The organism is Tateyamaria sp. ANG-S1, from assembly GCF_000814025.1.
Taxonomy (GTDB): domain Bacteria; phylum Pseudomonadota; class Alphaproteobacteria; order Rhodobacterales; family Rhodobacteraceae; genus Tateyamaria.
On the sequence record NZ_JWLL01000001.1, the window covers coordinates 16,510 to 34,924 of the forward strand.

Genomic DNA, 18,415 nt, shown 5'->3' on the forward strand with positions numbered 1-18,415 from the left:
TCAAATCCCGGATGCAGTGGCCGCGTTCGTTGACGCTGACGTAACAGTCAGATGTCAGTTTTGTAAAATCAGACCTGCGGTGTCGCGCCGTCCAGCACCGTCCGGAACCAACCCGTATCGATGTTGCCGCCGCACAGAATGACGCCGACCTTCTTACCCGCCATCTGCGCCCGCTCCTGCATCAACCCGGCCAGCGGCGCGGCCCCCGCGCCCTCGGCCACATTGTGCGTCGCGGTGAAATAGAGCCGAATGGCTTCCGCCACCTCGTCATCGCTGACGGCAATGATCCGCTCCGCCCCCTTCGAATAGACTTCAAACGCCTCTTGCACGGGCACCCGCACGGCCATCCCATCGGCGAATGTCGCGGCCGAGTTCGTCTCGATCAGCCGCCCTGCCTCAACCGACAGTTTCGCCGTCTGCGCCTGATCCGACACGACGCCCACCACCTTGGTCGCCAACCCCAACGCATCCCGCGCCATGATCGTCCCGCAAATCCCCGACCCGCAGCCAATGGGGACATAGACGGTGTCCAGATCCGGCTGCGCACTGAACAGCTCATAGGCATAGGTCGCCACGCCCCGCACCAGCTCCGGATGATAGGGCGGCACGATAAACAACCCCTCGGCGGCGGCCACGCGATAGGCTTCCTCGCGCGCGGTATCAAAGTCATCGCCAAATTCGATCAGCTCCGCGCCGAACGCTTTCATGGCGGCATTCTTCTCCACCGAATTGCCGCGCGGCACGTACACTTTCGCGGTCAAGCCCGCCCCCGTCGCGGCCCAGGCCTGCCCCTGCCCATGGTTGCCACGGGTTGCGGTGCAGATGCCCGGCACCTCCGGATGCGTGCGGGTCAGCCAGTCCATAAAGGTCAGCGCGCCCCGCACCTTGAAGGCGCCCGTGGGCGTGTGGTTCTCGTGCTTCACCCACACCTCGGCCCCCGTGGCGGCACTCAGCAGCGGCCAATGGTGCTGCGGGGTGGGGGCCATGCGGGCGTGAACAAAATCGGCGGCGGTCTCAAGATCGGAACGGGTCAACATGCGGCGCATCTGACCCCGATCAGCCCTCAGGGTCCAGCCCCTTGCCCTCAAACCAGTCCATCACGCGCACGGCCCACCCCTGCGGCGCCCCATGCCCGCCGGGATGCAGCATCAACCGAATGTCGCCAGCGGCACAATCAGTCCAATGACGAAACCACAGATCGCCCTCGAAACTGTTCCGCTCCGGCTGGCGGGCATCACAGCCGTTGGTCTCGCGCAGGATCTTCAGCGATGCCCACACATCCCCCTGAACGACGGCCCCACCGCCAAAGGACCGCCCCTCAAGCGGCACCACCCGGTCGTTCCAGCCATGGGTATGAAACAGACGCACGGGCGCATCACAGCCCACAGGCAGATCATCCCAGAACGCCCCGGCAAGCGGTGCATAGGCATCGGCAAAGCCCGGCATCTGACAGGCCATATCCCAGACAAAGGACCCCCCGCGCGAAAACCCGGCCAAGAGCACCGAGCCCCCCTCCACACCCGTCCGCGCCCGCACATCGGCCATCACATCCGGCAGAAACCCAAAATCCTGCCGGTCGTACTCCAGCCCCTTGCCACGCACGGACCAATCCCGCTTGAACCGGCGGGTGGGCTGCTCGCCATTGGGGGCGACAAAGACATAGCCCCGCGCCAACGCCTCCCGCGCCAGACCGGAGGTCAACAATCCCTGACCGCGCGCGCCGCCGCCATGCAGGTGCATGACAATGCCCTTCGGCACCGCACTCTCCGGCAGGGCCATGTGGTAACTGCCGCCCGGCACCGCACAGGCATCCTCGGGGCCACCGCAGGCCAGGGCGGGCAGGGACAGAAAGGCAAACAGGACGGCAAGGATACGGGTCATCAAAACACTCCGGCTGAAATCTGCGCCCACCTGAGCGCAATCGTTGCGGGCGCGCAACTCACGTCGATGTCAGTGTCGTCACGCCGTTGCAGCCACGCGCCGATGCCGTGATAAGTGAAACGAGTGGCGGGCAGGCCCGTCAGACAAGTGCCTTGGGGGACGACTATGACACGGACAGGACTGATGCTGGCAGCGGCGGCTTTCGCGCTGGCCGCATGTGACGAGACCACGCAATCGGCCGGTTTGGGCGGACCGTTCCTGTCGCCCCTGCCGGACAATATCGTCGCCATAGCCGACCCGAAACAGGACCTCGACGCGGTCAAGGTCGACCCGGTGGACGGCTGCCTCGTCTACCGCCACGTGGGCCCGGTCGAAACCACCTTCCTGCCCCTGCGCAACAAGCAAGGGCGCCCGATCTGCACCCGCGCCCCGGCAGAAACGACGCCCGCGACCTAACGCGAGACCTGGCGAAAGCAGTGCCGAGACAGGGTGCTGCGCCGGAGTGACGTGCGAACAGAATACACCTGTTATCCGTTTTTGACCTTGGCGGACGAGTGACCGCTGAGCGGACTTGGCAAACCCTGCTTCAAAGCACTGACAGGACCGGAATCAAGCCGAAGGCGCCGGTCCAACACAAGCCCGTCCCGGCGGGCTGGTGTTTTGGTTTCTGTGCCGAACGGAAATTCTGTGGGATGTGCTTGGCTGCGATAAAGCGCTGCCGAAGGGATGGCGCGACACCAGCCCACGGGCTTGTCTTGGATCGGCTTAGTGTCGGCTGTGCGCAGAAAGCCGACTTTGCAAAGCGTGGCAAGATTTCTGCTTCGAGCCCGGAGTGACGGATGTTGCGATGGGCACGAACGTCCGTACTCAGCGACGACCAGACACATACCGGTCGAAATAGCCGCACCGGTCAATTCTTGGGAACGTAACCCGCCCTTAATCAAAATCGACTTCAACCTTGGCGCGTCCAACACGGAGCGCCCGAATGCCTGTTTATCCATTCAACGTTTATGAAGTTGACAGCAGTTACTACTTCACAGACGCACAGAGTCTCATTCTCTCAAAGAACACCTTGGAAATCACAGACACCGTTGACGATGATCTGCACCGAACTCAGGCAGATGATCCCAATAACGATCAGACTTTCTCATTTGCAGGCGAGAGTGCAGTCACGGATTACACTGTTCAGTACCTGGACTTTGCGCAGGTTAACGGAACTGGGCAGGAGTTTGAGCTGTACGCAATGGAGGTGTCTTTCGCTGACGGTTCCACCAAGTACTACGTCATGTCAAAGGATGAAAACTTCAAACCAGACATTGGCGATGATCTGGCAGTTACAACATTCAGCAGCTTTATCTCCACCGACTATGGATCCATTGGCGCTGCCGTTTGCTTTGCGGAAGGTACGAGCATTCAGACCAGTTCGGGTGCGACGTCCGTTCAGAACATCAGCATCGGAGACTTTGTTCAGACAAAAGACAACGGTCTCAAAGAGGTTCTGTGGATAGGGAAACGACACATCCATCGCGCAGAGCTACAGCGCTTTCACCAGCTGCGGCCGGTTCTCATTCGACCAGGCTACTTCGGGGATCATGGACCGTTGCTCTTGTCACAACAACATCGAGTTCTGGTAACGGGTGATCAGCTGGGGCTTTCATTAAGCTGTGGGGAGGCCTTCATAAAGGCAAAGCATCTCGCGGAATACGTCCCAAAAGCCGCCCGTGTCGCGAATGGTAAAACTAACGTCTCCTACTACCATATCTTGCTGGAAGGCCATGAAGTTCTGATTTCCGGCAGCATCGAGACTGAGAGCATGTTTCCGGGAGCAATGGCTCTAAAGGGCATCTCAAGAACTGATCGGCAGCACATAAAACGTTTGTTTCCGAACCGGCCTTCAAACCAAGAAACGGCCATAGATGGTTTCTCTCTTGCTCGCCCGTGTTTACGAAGAAAGCAGCTCGAACAAGCGACAGTCGCGCTGACAAAAAAAGCGTCGTAAGCGCCCAAGGACCGGTCGAAATCCACGCCAGCGCAGTGTCCGGTTTACCCTACACTGGTGTCATTCATTGATCAAAGGCAAACGGCGGCAAAGTCCGCAAAGCCGTCATCTGACCGTTTTTGACCAATGTTAGCTTTGGGCTGAAACCGAACTTCCCCGCCCGCCAACAGGCGCCACGACCTCACCGAAACCCGTCAAAAATGGAAAGGGCACCGCACAGGTATCATACCCCACGCAGTGCCAAGTGCTGACTCACTTTTAGCTCGCCGCGGTCAGCCCATCCTCCGACGGGTACAGGAACGCCGTCGAGCCGGGGGTCACATTCGGATAAAGCTGGTTGATATGCGCCATGATCATACGCACGCAGCCCGAGCTTGCCCGACCGCCGATGGAGCGCGGGTGGGGGGTGCCGTGAATGCGCAGATACGTGTCGCGGTTGCCCACAAACAGGTACAGCGCCCGTGATCCCAGCGGGTTGCGCGGTCCGCCGTTCATGCCATCGGCGTGCTGTTCAAACAGTTGCGGATCGCGCTCGATCATCGCCTTTGTCGGCGTCCATGTGGGCCACTTGGCCTTGCGCTTGATGTTGTAGGTGCCGGGTTCATACAGGTTGCCCCGCGCAATCGCCGCGCCATAGCGCATCGCCGTGCCGTCATCCTGGATATGGTATAGGTACCGCGCCACGGCATCCACGTGGATGTCGCCGGGGGTCAGCCCGTCATTGGCCTGCACCCGCTGCGGCAGGAACCGGCGGTGCACACCCCAGGGGTTCGACGTGGCCAGGTCAAAATTGGCCGGTGTCACCTGCGCGTCCCAGGCGGACCACTTGGACCGGTCAGAAATCGGGCGGGCCAAGGCGGGCCCTGCAATGGGTGCCGAAAAAAGGGCGGCGGTGGTGATCACGAAATGGCGTCGGGTCAACATGAATCAAAATTCCTCGCACTCAGGTCGCCTATAGATAGAACAAATGTGGGTCTTCGGGCAATCATACGGGCCCGAAGTCACGGCGATGTGAGGGCGTATCCTCGCCGGCGCAAATCCTAACATCCGGTAAATACGCCCCTGTAACCCCCTGAATTCTCACAGGTCGCGCGCTGTCCCAGCGTGGGACATCACACGCTCATACAGACGTATTTCATCTCCAGAAACTCCTCGATCCCGTGGTGCGACCCCTCCCGGCCGAGGCCGGATTGCTTGACCCCTCCAAAGGGCGCCACCTCGGTCGAAATGATGCCGGTATTGACCCCCACCATCCCATATTCCAGCGCCTCAGAGACCTTGTGGACCCGGCTCAAATCGTTGGCATAGAAATACGCGGCAAGGCCGAAAATGGTATCGTTGGCCATCTCGATCACATCATCCACGTCTTCAAATTTAAAGAGCGGCGCCAGCGGCCCAAACGTCTCCTCATGCGCCACTTTCATATCCTGCGTGACCCCGGTCACGACCGTAGGCTGCAAGAACGTCCCGCCCAGATCATGTGGCTGACCCCCGGTCAGAATGGCCCCCCCATGCGCCACCACATCCGCCAGATGATCCTGCACCTTCTCAACGGCCTTGTCGGTGATCAGGGGGCCGGTGGTCACGCCATCCTCAAGCCCGTCACCCACCTTCAAACCCTCAACCGCAGCCTTCAGCTTGGCCGCAAAAGCGTCATAAACCCCCGCCTGCACATAGATCCGGTTGGCACAGACACAGGTTTGCCCGGCATTCCGAAACTTGCAGATCATCGCGCCCTCAACAGCGGCATCCAGATCAGCATCATCAAAGACGATGAAGGGCGCATTCCCGCCCAGCTCCATCGAACACTTCATCACCTGATCAGCCGCCTGTTTCAGCAGGATACGCCCCACTTGCGTAGAGCCGGTAAAGGTCAGCTTCCGCACGGCGGGGTTCTCGCAAAACTCCTTGCCCGTCTCGGAGGCATTCGAGGTCGTCACCACCTGAAACACCCCCGCCGGAATGCCCGCCCGCTCGGCCAGCACACCCATCGCAATGGCCGACAGCGGCGTCAGTTCCGCAGGCCGCGCGACAAAGGCACAGCCCGCCGCCAGCGCGGGTGCCGCCTTGCGCGTGATCATCGCGTTCGGAAAGTTCCAAGGGGTGATGGAGGCGGCGACACCGATGGGCTGTTTCAAAACCGTGATCCGCTTGTCGCGCTGATGGCCGGGGATCGTCTCGCCATAGACGCGCTTGGCTTCTTCGGCAAAGAACTCCACGAACGAGGCGCCGTAGCCAATCTCGCCCTTGGCCTCTGCCAGCGGCTTGCCCTGCTCGGCGGTCAGGATCACGCCCAGATCATCCTGGTTCTCCATCATCAGGTCGAACCACTTGCGCAGGACAGCGCCACGCTCCTTGCCTGTCCATGTGGCCCAGTCCTTTTGCGCTGCCTGCGCCCCCGCGATGGCGTTCGCCACCTGCGTCCGGCTCAGGTCCTGTACCTGCGCGATCACATCGCCACGCGCGGGGTTGGTCACTTCGAACATGCCCTCATCACCCTCCACCCAAGTGCCGTTCACATAGGCGCGGGTTTCCAGCAGCGTGGGGTCGTTGAGCATGGATTTCAGGTCGGTGGTTTGGTCAAGCATGGCGCGTCCTTTTGCGGTCCTTTGCATGTCAAACAACACGGGCTAGTCTTGTCCAGTTCCAAAGTAAGGGGGGACGTGATGCCAGACATGGACGATGCCTATGCCAACGGGGCCTATATTGGCGGGGCCGCTGACTACCCACCGCGCTGGGCAGAACAGGCGGAGGCGTTCCGCAAAGCCCTTGGGCCAAGGGCGCGGCTGGGGCTGAGCTATGGCCCGTCCGAACGCATGGCGCTCGATCACTTCCTGCCGGAAGGCGAGGCCAAGGGCACGCTGATCTTTGTTCATGGCGGCTACTGGCTGAAGTTCGATCGCTCCTATTGGTCGCATCTGGCGGCAGGCGCGCTGGCGCGGGGGTGGAGCGTGACGATGCCCTCCTATGATCTATGCCCAAGCGTCCGGATCGCCGGGATCACGCAGCAGATCGCGCAGGCGGTGATGGCGGTGGCCGATGGCAGTATGGGTCCGATCAGCCTGGCGGGGCATTCGGCAGGCGGGCACCTTGTGTCGCGCATGCTGGCGCCGGGGATGTTGCATGCGTCCGTGATCTCACGCCTGAGCCATGTCATGCCGATCTCGCCCGTGTCCGACCTCGAACCGCTCTTGCAGACGATGATGAATGCCGAATTCGGCATGGACATGTGCATGGCGCGCGCCGAGAGCCCGGTGCATCAGCCCAAACCGGATGTGCCCGTCACCGTCTGGGTCGGGGCCGAAGAACGCCCCGTGTTCCTGGATCAGGCGCGCTGGCTGGCCGAAGCATGGTGTGCTGATCACGTGATCACCAAGGGCGAACACCACTTCAACGTGATCGACGCGCTGGCCGATCCCGACAGCGACATGATCCGGCGCTTGACGACGGCCCGCTGACGCGCAAGATGACGATGGCTGCGGGCGATGGCGTCGCCCGCATACCCAGCCCGAAACCGTCCTGCACGCCGGGACCTTTCTGCAAAGGAGGGTCAGGCATGACCGCTCGCCCCGATTTCTACCGCTTCCAAAACGGCACCAAAGACGCGCTGCCATTCGACGCCGCCGAATACGACGCCCGCCTGACCGAACTGCGCGACCGGATGGAGGCGCAGGGTGCCACTGCCGCCGTGCTGACCTCCATGCACAACGTCGCTTACTACTCAGGCTTCCTCTACTGCGCCTTTGGCCGTCCCTATGCCTGTGTCGTGACCGAAGACGCCTGCGTGACCATCAGCGCGGGCATCGACGCGGGCCAGCCCTGGCGGCGCAGCCACGGCGACAATATCACCTACACCGACTGGCAGCGCGACAACTTCTGGCGCGCCGTGCGTGAGGTGACGGGCGAGGGGGCAGTTATAGGCGTTGAATCCGACCACCTGACCCTGCTGCAACAGGGCAAGTTGGAGGATTTCCTGAAACCCGTCGCCACTGTCGACCTGTACGAGACAACCATGCGCCAGCGCATGAACAAATCCGAGGCCGAGATCGCCTTGATCCGCCATGGTGCCCAAGTGGCCGATGTGGGCGGCTACGCCATCCGCGACGCGATCAAGGCGGGTGTGCGGGAAATTGACGTCGCCATGGCAGGCCGCGATGCGATGGAGATGGAGATTGCCAAGCGCTTCCCCGATGCCGAATACCGCGATACCTGGGTCTGGTTTCAATCCGGCATCAACACCGATGGTGCGCACAACCCGGTCACGGGTCGCGTGCTGGAGCGGGGTGATATCCTGTCGCTCAACACCTTCCCAATGATCTCCGGCTACTACACCGCGCTGGAACGGACGCTGTTTGTTGAGACGGTCGATGACGCCAGCCTCAAGCTCTGGAACCACAACGTCGCTGCGCACGAACTGGGCATGTCGCTGTTGAAGCCCGGCGCGACCTGCGCCGAGGTGACCGAAGGCGTGAACGCCTATTTCCGCGAACACGACCTGCTGCAATACCGCAGCTTTGGCTACGGTCACTCCTTTGGCGTCCTGTCCCACTACTACGGGCGCGAGGCGGGGCTGGAACTGCGCGAGGACATCGACACGGTGCTCGAACCCGGCATGGTCATCTCGATGGAGCCGATGCTGACGATCCCCGAGGGCCAACCGGGTGCAGGCGGCTACCGTGAACACGACATTCTGGTGATCACCGAGGATGGGAACGAAAATATCACCGGCTTCCCCTACGGCCCCGATCACAATATCATCGGCTGATTAAACTATGACATACAGGGTTGAATTTGTTTCACTCTTTGTAGCCTGAGTTTGCGGCCTAACTGAGAATCGCGTACCGTCAGATGCGAGCGGTGCGCGTTCAACAATTAGGCCCCCACATGCTGGCTGATCGCCATCCTTTTCAGGACGAACGCCTTGACGCGCTACGTTCATATGACGTGCTCGACACCGCTTACGAAGCCGAGTTTGACAGTATTGTCGATGTCGTGGCTGACCTCTGCGAGGTGCCGATTGCCCTGATCAGTCTGGTGGACGGCCAACGGCAATGGTTCAAGGCGGTCAAGGGGCTGGACGTGCCCGAAACGCCGCTTGAATCCTCGATCTGCTCGCACGCCATCCTCGAAGGCGACCTGGTCGAGATCGAAGACACCCATGCCGATCCGCGTATGGACGGCAATCCGCTGTGTGTGGATGATGCGGGCCTGCGCTTCTATGCGGGCGCGGTGCTCAGGTCGCCCGATGGCCTGCCGCTGGGCACATTATGCGTGCTGGATCGGCGCCCCCGCACGCTTACCGATCCGCAGCGCAAAATGCTCAAGGTGCTGGCGGGGCAGGTCATGGCGCAGTTCGAACTGCGCCGTACCCTTAAGCAACAGGCCATCCTGCACAGCGAGGCGGATCACCGGATCAAGAACTCGCTCCAGATGCTGTCGTCGCTCACCCGGTTCCAAAGCCGCGTGTCGGAGCTCGACGAAACGCGCGAGGCGCTGGATGCCGTCGGCCAGCGGATCGAGACGATGGGCCGGCTGCACGAGGTTTTGCAGGCGGGCAACGTTCAAACCCATGTGGACCTCGACGACTACCTGATCCGCATCGTGGATTTCCTGACCGAACAGTCGCCGGAACACGTGATGATCGACACCGCGCTGTCGCACATTCGCATGACCCCATCCCGCGCCGCGTCCATCGGGATCGTGCTGAACGAATGGGTCACAAACGCCTACAAACACGCATTCCCGTCAGAACGTCCCGGCACGATCCGGGTTACGGTGACGGATATGGGATCAGGGACCGCTCAACTTGAAGTGGCCGATGACGGCTGCGGCACGACGGTCGAGACGCCCACCCGCCGCTCCGGCCTTGGCACACAGATCACGGACGCGGTCGCGCAGGCGCTTGACGGCACGCTGACGGCAGATGCCAATGCCTTCGGCACCCGCCACCGGCTGCTTTTCGCCGTCTGACCACCTTTCCTTGTCGCAACCTTTTTGCAACTATTCGCTCGAATATCGGCCGGTGCCGATGTAAATGCGTGTTACATTGCCTATATGTAACGCAACACATTGAACGTAGAGGACATTTTATGGCCGATTTCGCAAGTCAGGTGGCAGAATCTCAATCCCAGGTGGCCGAGGCGCAACAAAAGATCTCGGAACTCACCAGCCGGATCGAGGCGGCGCGGTCCAAGATGAAGTCGGGCGATGACATCTCGATGGACATCGAAAACGCGACGCTCGAGGACGTCCATGCCCACACCGACGTGATGAATTCTAACATCGCCGAGCTGATCATGGGTCTCGACGATGTCACCGCTGCATTCTCCAAGGATTTTGACGAGATGCGGTCCAAGACAGGCTGGGAAAGCTTTGTCGGCATCTTTGCCAAGGCCAAGTCGGAGAGCATGCGGCAAGAGCGCGTGCGCTCTGCCTCGATTGACGACAAGCTGCAGGATCTGATCTCGAAATCCGACGTGATCGTGCAGTTGTTGCAGGGTCAGCTGACCATGCTGGAAGATCAGAAAACGAAGGTCGAGGCCAACCTGACCGAAACGCTGGACGAGCGCGAATTCACCGTGCAGGAACTTTCCGCCCTGCAAGCCGACATCCAGGCGATGGAGCCGCAGACCATCACGCTGGAAAACAAGATCGCATCCGAAACCGACGCAGCCAAGCGCACGGCGCTTGAGACGGAACTGGCCGACCTCAACTCGAAATACAACGAGATGGTGCAGGAAGAGCAGGTCAAGGTGGCCAAGTCCCAGACGCTTGAGCGCTATATCGAAAAGGGCAAAACCTGGGTGGACAGCCTGCAAAACCAGGCTGCGACCCAGATGGTGCTGATCAACAAGCTGCAAACAGACACCAAGCAGCGTGTGGTGCTGTATGATGCGCTTACGAAGTCGCTGAAAACGGCCCAGCAACAGGACGTCGCCCACCGCATCAACGAGATCGGCGTGAAGACGGACCAGGAGGCGCAAACCGCCATGGCCGGGATCGGTGCGGCGACGAACGCCCGCATGGCCGACATGCTGGAAGCGCACGAAGACCAGATGGTCTTTGCCCGCGACGTGCTGGAGCAGAAGGCGAAGGCGGATGAGCGGTTTGCCCGGCGCTTCGCTCAGATTGTCGAGAAGCATGACAGCAATGCGTATGGTGGGTGAGGTCAGTAAATGCTGACTGGCATGGCCGGGGTTCTCTACGGCTTTCTTCTGATGATTGCGACTTTCTTTCGTGTTGTTTTGCCAATCTTAGCGATTTGGTTGCTGATGGTGATGGCCGCGATGGCTTTGGGGTATTCATCGGGCGATGCGGTTGGCTTTTCGTCAGCCTTGATGATGCCTTTTGTGCTTTTCACTTTCGTCGTATCGGCGCCTATTTTGTTTGGCAGTTACTTTGAAATCTTCAAAAGTGTGGGGCCGTTTCAACAGCGCCTCAACAACTTCTCTCCAAATGAGGCTTCGAAGATTGTGGCGCGAAACAAGCTAAAATCGCGAAATCTATGTCCTCCGAAATTTCGCTGGATCACGGGCCTAGAATGACCAAACCTGAAACCTCCGGCCTCACTGATCTCTTCGCCTCCCGCCGTTACTTCAAGAAATTCGAGACGATCACCGGGCACCTCGCCCGTGTCGCAGGCGTGATGGAAGCCGAGGGCGATCTGAACCGGGACGAGGTCAAGATCCTCACCCGCTACATCGCCGAGTTGACCTTCACCTTCCGCGCGCTCAGCCAGAAGTACCTGCTTGTCGGGCGCGACACCGGGCGGTTCTTCGGCTCGCTTGCCATCGACAAGCGCTATAGCGGTTTTCCCGCGGCCGAAGAACTGCTCACCATGGCCTCGGACGCGATCCAGGCGGGCGTCCATCTCGATCGGATCGACCCGGCGGATGAGCTGAAAAAGCAGATGGTCGAGGTGATCATCGGCGACCGGCAGGTGCCCACGAAACTGCAATTCGCCCTGTCCCAGCGGCTCTACTACGAGGACCTGCAACGCGGCCAACTCTTCTGGCCCCGCAACGACCCGCAAATCGTCTGGACCGGCAATCTGAGCGACGACCGCCGCAGCTTCCGCATCCATTGGGCCGTCTACGACACCGAACTGAACCTGCCCGTCATCTACATGATGGAGGTTGAGGACACGGGCCGCACAGCCCTGCCCAAGGACCCCCGCCGCTGGCCCGAAGCGCAGGCGCATCTGATGGCGCAGTCGCTGGGCAAGCTGAAGCTCGTGACCATCGCCAAAGGGTTCGACGAGGATTTCGACGACATCCACCCCAAACGCCTGCGCCGCTTTTACGTGGGGCCGATGTACTCCTCCGCCTTCACCGCGCAATCGGGGCCCATCCTCGATGTCCTCAAAGCCGCCCGCGCGCCCGAAGGGCAAGACTGGGCGCTGGTCTGGACCGAGGAAGACCTGCGCTCCGAACGGGTGATCGAGGAACGCTCCGGCTGGTTCTCCTCCGTCGAACGCCAGATTTTCACGCTCGATCCGTTCTCGCATCACGGCGCGGATATTGGTGCCACAAGGATGCAACGCAGCATCGTCTTGCCCCAACGGGCATTCCAGGCGCTGCAAGAAATGAACCCGCAGGGCTTCGGCTCCGTCCGCAAATTCGTGGTTAGCCCGTCGGGTCGGGTCCTTCGGTATTGACGGGTGGGACAGGTGGTAAATCGGCCCTCCGGGGGGAGTTTATTTTGCAAGATGAAGCAGGGAATCAGTGAATGAGCCAAACGTCAGATCAGATGGAACTGCGCGAGGCCGAGATTACGGCGCATTACCCCATGGCGCTGTCCATGCTGCAGGGGTTCGACCATGCCCCCCGGATCGGGAAGGGCAAGGAGGTGGCGCAGCAGGAACGCTCAAGCGGTGTGGGCACCCGCCGCCGTTTCCGCACCACGACGCCGGGCCTTGTCACCCGCCGCACCGTGCCCACCGGGGCCGTGCAACTGATGGCCACCATCGAGGGGGCCGATGACGACGACGCGCTGATGTCGCCCGTGCAGGCCACCACGCTCAACGCCCTGCGCCGCGCCATCTCTATCGCGCTGGCGGTGGCCGAAAACTACGCCTCTGTTTCCGGTCTTGGTGATCTGAAACGCGCCAACCTCGAAGGGGCCCTGCCCGCCGCCCGCAAGACCGAGTTTGCCGAGCTGCTCGCCGCAGAGGCGCTCATCACCCTCTACGTCTTCGGCAACGCCACTGCCTACCTTCTCTCGGCCCACCAGACCGAAGTTACGGCCGAGGTGGGTGAGATCGAGGAAATCCTCACCGACAACGGTCAGACCGCCCTGCACGGCTGCCTCTGGGAACTCGACCAGGACATCGCCATCCACGCCCCGGACGACGCCCACCTTGTCGCCACGATCACCGCCTTTGCCGAGGCGCTGATGGAAAAGGTGTCCTTGCGCGCCCAGAACGCCCCGCGCCTTGCCCCCTTCACCGGGGCCTCATGGCATGTTGAGGCCGACGACTTCACCGTCCAGGGCTTTACCCCCGCAACGAAGGCCAAGACCCAAACCCTCACCATGACCTTCAAGAAACCGCACGAGGTCGTGGGCAACCATATCGCCAAATACCAAGCCATGAAGCTCGCCAAGATGCTGATGGCCTATGATTTCGACCGGCGGCTCAACCCTTTTGCCGAGTTGGGCGGCTTCATCTTTACTTTCATGGGCGACGGCAAGCCCGGCACGGGCAAAACGACGCTGATCCAGATGATGGCCGGTCTGATCAACGACTATTGCAGCGTCGCGGGCTACGCCTTCCGCTACCAGAACCTGTCGACGGACAACATCGACAGTTACCAGGGCAAGTCGGGCCAGAACGCCAAGGCGTTCATCTCGAACGTGCTCGATCCGGGCGTGATCGGCTTCGGCACCATCGACGACATTGACCAGCTGGCGGGCAAGCGCGGCGACCGCCAATCCTCCGCCGGGCAGCTCGAAATCACCGCCGTGCTGATGGAGAGTTTTGCCGGCGCCAACACCGTCGTGCGCGGGAACTGCACCTTCGGCATGTTCTCGAACTACCCCGAGAATGTGGACGACGCCCTGCGCCAACGCGCCGGGGCGCGGTTCCTCGTGGACGGGCCGCAAACGCGTGAGGACTATATCGACATCCTCGCCCTGCTGATGGGCAAGAACCACGACATCCCCATGGGCGCGCACGAACTGTTCTCGGCCCAGGAGATCAAGAAAGCGGTGGCGGCGTCCTTCGACAGCCACAACCGCCCGCACGAGGCGGGGCTGATGGACGTGTTCGACCGTGTGCATTCGGACGTGGGCGAGTTGGACACGATTGCCAAGCTGGGCACGTATCTCAAGGCGATCCAGCAGGCGGATGAGCGCTTCACCGGCCGCGCGATCAAGAACATCACGGACGCGGTCAAGGTCCGCGCCATGGATTTCGAACTGCCCGACGAGTGGATGGAAAACCCCGAGCTGTTCCTGTTCAAAACCTACGACGAGAAGAAAGCGATGATCGAAGACCTGCGCGTGCCGATCACGGTCGACATGGTGGTGCAGGAGATCAACCGGTACGCGGATTCTGAGTTCCGCTATGCAGACAAGTCGGACGAAGTCGCGATCGAGGCGATGGTGCGCGACTTCGGACGGCAGGAAGAGGCGAAGAAGCGGTATTTGGGGGGTGAGCGATGATCAAGAAACGCTCCGGGGGAGCGTTTCCATCGCGAACGGGCGGAGCCCCATTACGAAGCTCGTACAAAGCCGTTACATTCTTGTTCGTTTTGATCTTTGCGATTTTTGTGTTCGCGCAAGGCCATGCCCGCACATGGAAGGAATCCATTGAAATAGTTGAAGAAAAGTCAGAAGAACTCTGGCAAAAAGGCTTGTCGCTCGGTGGCTTTGGTCACTTAGGAACGGCATACAACGAAATTGATATTCCCAAGCACCGTTGTGCCATTCTGGGGCGCATGTTTGAGATGTCAGACGTCATTTCCCATCTCGAACATCATCCGGAACCGGAGTTGTCGGATTCGCCGAGTCCGGATGAAATTCATGCACTCATGGTTTACGCTCACTCGTTGAGTAACTGGGCGTTTGTCGCCTCGCATCTGCTTGAACAAAATGAAGAAACGCGCAAGCAAGTTTGGAACCTGGATTGCGTAGGAAAGATGGGGATTGGGAAACAATATGCGCTTCCGGTTGTCGATAGCGCCGCAAAATTCCGCGTCGAACAGCATGATCTTTTGGTACTAGGAAACATAGTAAGCGGGTTCGCTGAAAGCCTGGAACTCAAGTTGTCAGAAAACCCAGGAATAGATCGTGTTGTCCTAGGTAGTGGGGGCGGCAATGTCGTCGAAGCTCTTCACGCTGGTGTGCTAATTCGAAAGCTGGGGCTGAAGACTACATTGGGACAAAGTTGCTATTCTGCGTGTCCGCTCGTCTTCCTTGGCGGTGTTGAAAGAACAGTTTGGTCGCCATACCCAAAACTCGGATTCCATAAACTGTCTGACGGTGAAGGGGATGCAATCGGTACTACACACCCGGCCTATTCCTTAATCTTTGACTATGTGAAAGCCATGGGGAGCGATCCGAACTTTGTTTTAGCCAGTATTTTGCGGGCCGAACCTTCCGATATGTACGAGCCAACACTTTTGGATTTGTGTGAGTACTACGTGGTTACGTGGGTACAACGGGCTTGTTTCGGCGGTGACAAACAATGACCCTCCTCCTCGCCACAACCATCGCCGCCCTCATCCTCGGCACCTTCCTCCCCCTGCGCTGGGGCGTCTTCGGCTTCCTCGCCGCCGCTGCCCTCCTGTTCCTCACCCAAGCCGCCATCCACACCCTCATGGGCTTCGAAGGCACGCCGCTCTCTGAAACCATGCTGCTCTTCAACAACTCCTGGCCTGCCTATATCGGCTACAACCTCCAGATCACCGTCCGCAGCTTCGCCCTGCCGCTTCTGGCCCTCTCCACCCCGCTGATCTTCCGCATGGGGAGGCGCGCATGATCCTGACCGGCATCATCGCAATGGGCCTGATCGTGGTCGCCGCATGGCTCCTGCCGCCGTACATCAAGCGCGCGCTGCCGTTGCCGGAGTTCCTGTTTGGTATGGTCTGCACCAGCGCCATCATCGGGATCGCTGCTGTGATGGTCCTCCTCATCCAAGCCATGGGGCTACCGCTGCCAATCATTGGCCCCAGCGGGGACGCAGGCTTTGCCAACGCGCTCCTGTCACTCTCCATGCCCAGCGTCGGCGTGCTGGTCATCCGGCTGGCGCAACTTAGGGGGACCCGCCCATGATCCGCCTCATCCAACGTGGCCTCATGTTCGGCAACCTCTTCCACGTGGCCTCACCTGCGCTGGTCGAACGCTACAACCGCGCGCTCGAACATCTCACGGGCAAGCGCACCGCCCTCACCGACTTCTACATCGACATCTCCGGCTACTCGCCCGAGGTGGGCAACGAGCTGAACGACCCGCTCTACCTCAACCACAACGGGGTCAATCGGCAGTTCATCCTGCTCTCGACCGAACAACGCAAATGCCCGCTGCTCGACGCGGAATTCTCCACGTCCCAAGGTATCCTCAAACGGTTCATCGCCGAAAACGAGGCGGCGCTCTTTGCCCTCACCGCCCGCGACGCCGTAGCGGGGGAGCTGGTGAACTCCGTCTACGACATCTCCAGCCCCGCGCGGCTGTTCGATCTGCGCGCCATCACGGTCGAGGCGGACACCACGCGAGGCACCGTCCGCAACGCCGCCAGACTGGCGGAGAAGGTGGACACGTTTCTGCAAGAAGACGAGGCCTGGTTCGACGACGTCCTGATTGGCGAGATGATCCAGCTTGCGGGCCAGACCGGCGACGTCAGCCGCAACCCCGTTTCGCTCAAGCCCATGCGCGTGGAAAAAGGCAACTTCTGGACGTCGCATTTCGGCGGGCTCTACATCTTCCAGACGCTTGACCACCCGGCGACCATCGCGGCGACGGAGAAGCCCGAGGATGTGCCGACCAAATACACCTTCGATCTGACCCAACGAAACCGCATCGCCAAGTTCCTCGAATACAATGACTTGGTCGAACCCATCGTCAAAGCGCGGGGAATCGATGGCGCGGCCATCCTGAAGCAAAAGATGGACTTCATTCTCGTGTCCGCCGTGACCGAAGCGGGCGTCGATCTCGCCGGCACCACACGCCGCGACATGCGCAGGCTTGCCCGCGACCACGGGCATTTGCTGCCCGATGAATTCCACGGTCTGGCACAACTGGTCGACTGGGCCGAACACGGCGGCAAATGGCCCCGCATCAGCTCCGAACACCCGGCCTATTTCTACACCCTTCGCGCCGCCGATACGCCTGACGCAGACCTCGTCAACATGCTGCTGTCGGAACTCAGCCCGCGCGACGTGCGGCAACTCTTCATCTGCCACAAACAGGCGTTCTACGCGGCTTACGCCACTTGGGCGGACGCGAAAAAGGAATATGTCGCACAGTATCTGGAAGATGAGTACAAAGCCGACAAGGCGGGCGCGCGCGAGGCGCTCTTTGGGCACGATGCCCCCATGGAACCCGACCCGCAGCCCCGCGACCTAATCGCGCGCGTGGGGCCCTGGGGCGCAGTACGGAGGTAAGGACATGGCCGTAGCGAGACTGTTTCTGATCGCCCTCGTGGTGCTGACGGTGATCTACTTTTCGCTGTCGCTCTATTCACGCGCCCGGGCCCGCGACCGGTTGGAGGCCGAATGGGACGAGGGCGACAAACCCGGCCCGCGCGAGGCTTACATCAAACACGGGCTCGCTGATTATGATGGCTCGCTGCGGCGCAAGCTGATCCTCGGGGTCTATATCGTGCCCATGGCGCTTGTGTGCCTTATCATCTACCTTGTGAACTTCGCCTAAAAGGACCCCGCAATGCGTTACATCGGCTGGACCCTCCTGATCACCTTCTGGGTCGCTTTCGGAGCGTTCCTGCACTACACCCTACCGCAACGCGACATCGTTCGGATCGTGAACACCTACGAGGAACGGCAGGAGCTGGGCGACTGGACGCGCATGTTCTGGTCGCGGCCCGACACGCAGTCCGACGGGCTGATCAACCGCGATGTGCAGTTCATCCAGACAGTGCGCGCCAATGGGCGGCCCATGGTCTACCGGAACGAGGACACGGGCTGGAGCTGGCCGCCCTATTTCAAGTTCGACACCTCGAACCTTTATACTGAGGCAGCGGATTCCGTGTCGCCCCGCGCAGCTCCTGAATGGTACGTGATCACGCATTACGGCTGGCGGAACGAGTTCCTGACGATCTTCCCCAACGCGATCTCCCTGCGGCGGGTGGACGGGCCGGACGCCTCCAAGGGCATCCCGTGGATCAACATCCTGATCCTAACGACCATCGCGGCGATCTTCTACGCCACCTGGGTCCGCTGGCGGCGCTTCCGCCGGGCGCGGATCGATCCCAAGCTCGAAGAAATGCAGGACAGTTGGGACGCGGCCGGGGACGCGGTCTCGGAAAAGCGGGGCCGGTTCCAGCGCTGGCTTGGCACTTGGAAAGCCAAGTAATCCACT

The 18,415-nt window shown here is 60.7% G+C and carries 19 protein-coding genes; 15 read left to right on the forward strand and 4 right to left on the reverse strand.

The window, feature by feature from the left end; genetic code table 11:
• Positions 1-68: 68 nt before the first annotated feature.
• Both RA29_RS00095 and RA29_RS00100 read right to left on the reverse strand, forming a co-directional pair.
• Complete coding sequence (locus RA29_RS00095) at positions 69-1,037, reverse strand: threonine dehydratase (RefSeq protein WP_039682307.1); 969 nt, start codon at positions 1,035-1,037, stop codon at positions 69-71.
• 19 nt (positions 1,038-1,056) lie between these two features.
• Positions 1,057-1,881 (reverse strand): hypothetical protein, encoded by an 825-nt coding sequence (locus RA29_RS00100; protein ID WP_039681758.1) that lies wholly within the window; start codon positions 1,879-1,881, stop codon positions 1,057-1,059.
• Positions 1,882-2,046: 165 nt separating this feature from the next.
• Between RA29_RS00100 and RA29_RS00105 the strand changes: the two genes are divergently transcribed.
• Both RA29_RS00105 and RA29_RS00110 read left to right on the forward strand, forming a co-directional pair.
• Entirely contained in the window at positions 2,047-2,337 is a 291-nt protein-coding gene (locus RA29_RS00105) for a hypothetical protein (protein ID WP_039681760.1), read from the forward strand.
• Between the two features lie 529 nt (positions 2,338-2,866).
• Positions 2,867-3,880, forward strand: coding sequence for a Hint domain-containing protein (locus RA29_RS00110; protein WP_039681763.1), 1,014 nt, complete (start codon positions 2,867-2,869; stop codon positions 3,878-3,880).
• A gap of 258 nt (positions 3,881-4,138) precedes the next feature.
• Here RA29_RS00110 and RA29_RS00115 read toward each other — a convergent pair whose 3' ends face one another.
• On the reverse strand, positions 4,139-4,804 hold the full coding sequence (locus tag RA29_RS00115; RefSeq protein ID WP_039681765.1) for a L,D-transpeptidase: 666 nt from the start codon (positions 4,802-4,804) through the stop codon (positions 4,139-4,141).
• 188 nt (positions 4,805-4,992) lie between these two features.
• A complete protein-coding gene (locus RA29_RS00120) occupies positions 4,993-6,468 on the reverse strand; it encodes an NAD-dependent succinate-semialdehyde dehydrogenase (protein ID WP_039682309.1) in 1,476 nt (491 codons plus the stop codon).
• 78 nt (positions 6,469-6,546) lie between these two features.
• Here RA29_RS00120 and RA29_RS00125 point away from each other — a divergent pair, with 78 nt between their 5' ends.
• The 13 genes from RA29_RS00125 to RA29_RS00185 all read left to right on the forward strand — a co-directional run bounded on the left by RA29_RS00125 (position 6,547) and on the right by RA29_RS00185 (position 18,409).
• Positions 6,547-7,338 carry an alpha/beta hydrolase gene (locus tag RA29_RS00125; RefSeq protein ID WP_039681767.1) on the forward strand — a complete coding sequence of 264 codons (792 nt, stop codon included), beginning with the start codon at positions 6,547-6,549 and terminating at the stop codon, positions 7,336-7,338.
• Positions 7,339-7,436: 98 nt separating this feature from the next.
• Positions 7,437-8,645, forward strand: coding sequence for a M24 family metallopeptidase (locus tag RA29_RS00130; RefSeq protein ID WP_039681769.1), 1,209 nt, complete (start codon positions 7,437-7,439; stop codon positions 8,643-8,645).
• A gap of 119 nt (positions 8,646-8,764) precedes the next feature.
• The gene (locus RA29_RS00135) at positions 8,765-9,850 is read left to right on the forward strand and encodes a histidine kinase dimerization/phosphoacceptor domain -containing protein (protein WP_039681771.1); all 1,086 of its coding nucleotides are present in this window, start codon (positions 8,765-8,767) and stop codon (positions 9,848-9,850) included.
• A gap of 119 nt (positions 9,851-9,969) precedes the next feature.
• Positions 9,970-11,046 (forward strand): hypothetical protein, encoded by a 1,077-nt coding sequence (locus tag RA29_RS00140; RefSeq protein ID WP_039681772.1) that lies wholly within the window; start codon positions 9,970-9,972, stop codon positions 11,044-11,046.
• Positions 11,047-11,067: 21 nt separating this feature from the next.
• Positions 11,068-11,424 carry a hypothetical protein gene (locus RA29_RS00145; protein WP_193743427.1) on the forward strand — a complete coding sequence of 119 codons (357 nt, stop codon included), beginning with the start codon at positions 11,068-11,070 and terminating at the stop codon, positions 11,422-11,424.
• A complete protein-coding gene (locus RA29_RS00150) occupies positions 11,421-12,536 on the forward strand; it encodes a hypothetical protein (RefSeq protein WP_039681776.1) in 1,116 nt (371 codons plus the stop codon). Before RA29_RS00145 ends, RA29_RS00150 begins: the two co-directional genes overlap by 4 nt.
• 71 nt (positions 12,537-12,607) lie before the next feature.
• Positions 12,608-14,542 carry an ATP-binding protein gene (locus RA29_RS00155; protein WP_039681778.1) on the forward strand — a complete coding sequence of 645 codons (1,935 nt, stop codon included), beginning with the start codon at positions 12,608-12,610 and terminating at the stop codon, positions 14,540-14,542.
• Complete coding sequence (locus RA29_RS00160; protein WP_039681780.1) at positions 14,539-15,570, forward strand: hypothetical protein; 1,032 nt, start codon at positions 14,539-14,541, stop codon at positions 15,568-15,570. Before RA29_RS00155 ends, RA29_RS00160 begins: the two co-directional genes overlap by 4 nt.
• On the forward strand, positions 15,567-15,860 hold the full coding sequence (locus RA29_RS00165; RefSeq protein WP_039681782.1) for a hypothetical protein: 294 nt from the start codon (positions 15,567-15,569) through the stop codon (positions 15,858-15,860). Before RA29_RS00160 ends, RA29_RS00165 begins: the two co-directional genes overlap by 4 nt.
• Complete coding sequence (locus RA29_RS00170) at positions 15,857-16,153, forward strand: hypothetical protein (RefSeq protein WP_039681783.1); 297 nt, start codon at positions 15,857-15,859, stop codon at positions 16,151-16,153. The genes RA29_RS00165 and RA29_RS00170 overlap by 4 nt, the downstream gene beginning before the upstream one ends.
• Positions 16,150-17,481 (forward strand): DUF6638 family protein, encoded by a 1,332-nt coding sequence (locus RA29_RS00175; RefSeq protein ID WP_039681785.1) that lies wholly within the window; start codon positions 16,150-16,152, stop codon positions 17,479-17,481. The genes RA29_RS00170 and RA29_RS00175 overlap by 4 nt, the downstream gene beginning before the upstream one ends.
• Before the next feature lie 4 nt (positions 17,482-17,485).
• Positions 17,486-17,749 carry a hypothetical protein gene (locus RA29_RS00180; RefSeq protein WP_039681787.1) on the forward strand — a complete coding sequence of 88 codons (264 nt, stop codon included), beginning with the start codon at positions 17,486-17,488 and terminating at the stop codon, positions 17,747-17,749.
• A 12-nt stretch (positions 17,750-17,761) separates the two neighbouring features.
• Positions 17,762-18,409, forward strand: a complete 648-nt coding sequence (locus tag RA29_RS00185) for a DUF1523 family protein (protein ID WP_039681789.1) — start codon at positions 17,762-17,764, stop codon at positions 18,407-18,409.
• The last annotated feature ends 6 nt before the right edge of the window (positions 18,410-18,415 follow it).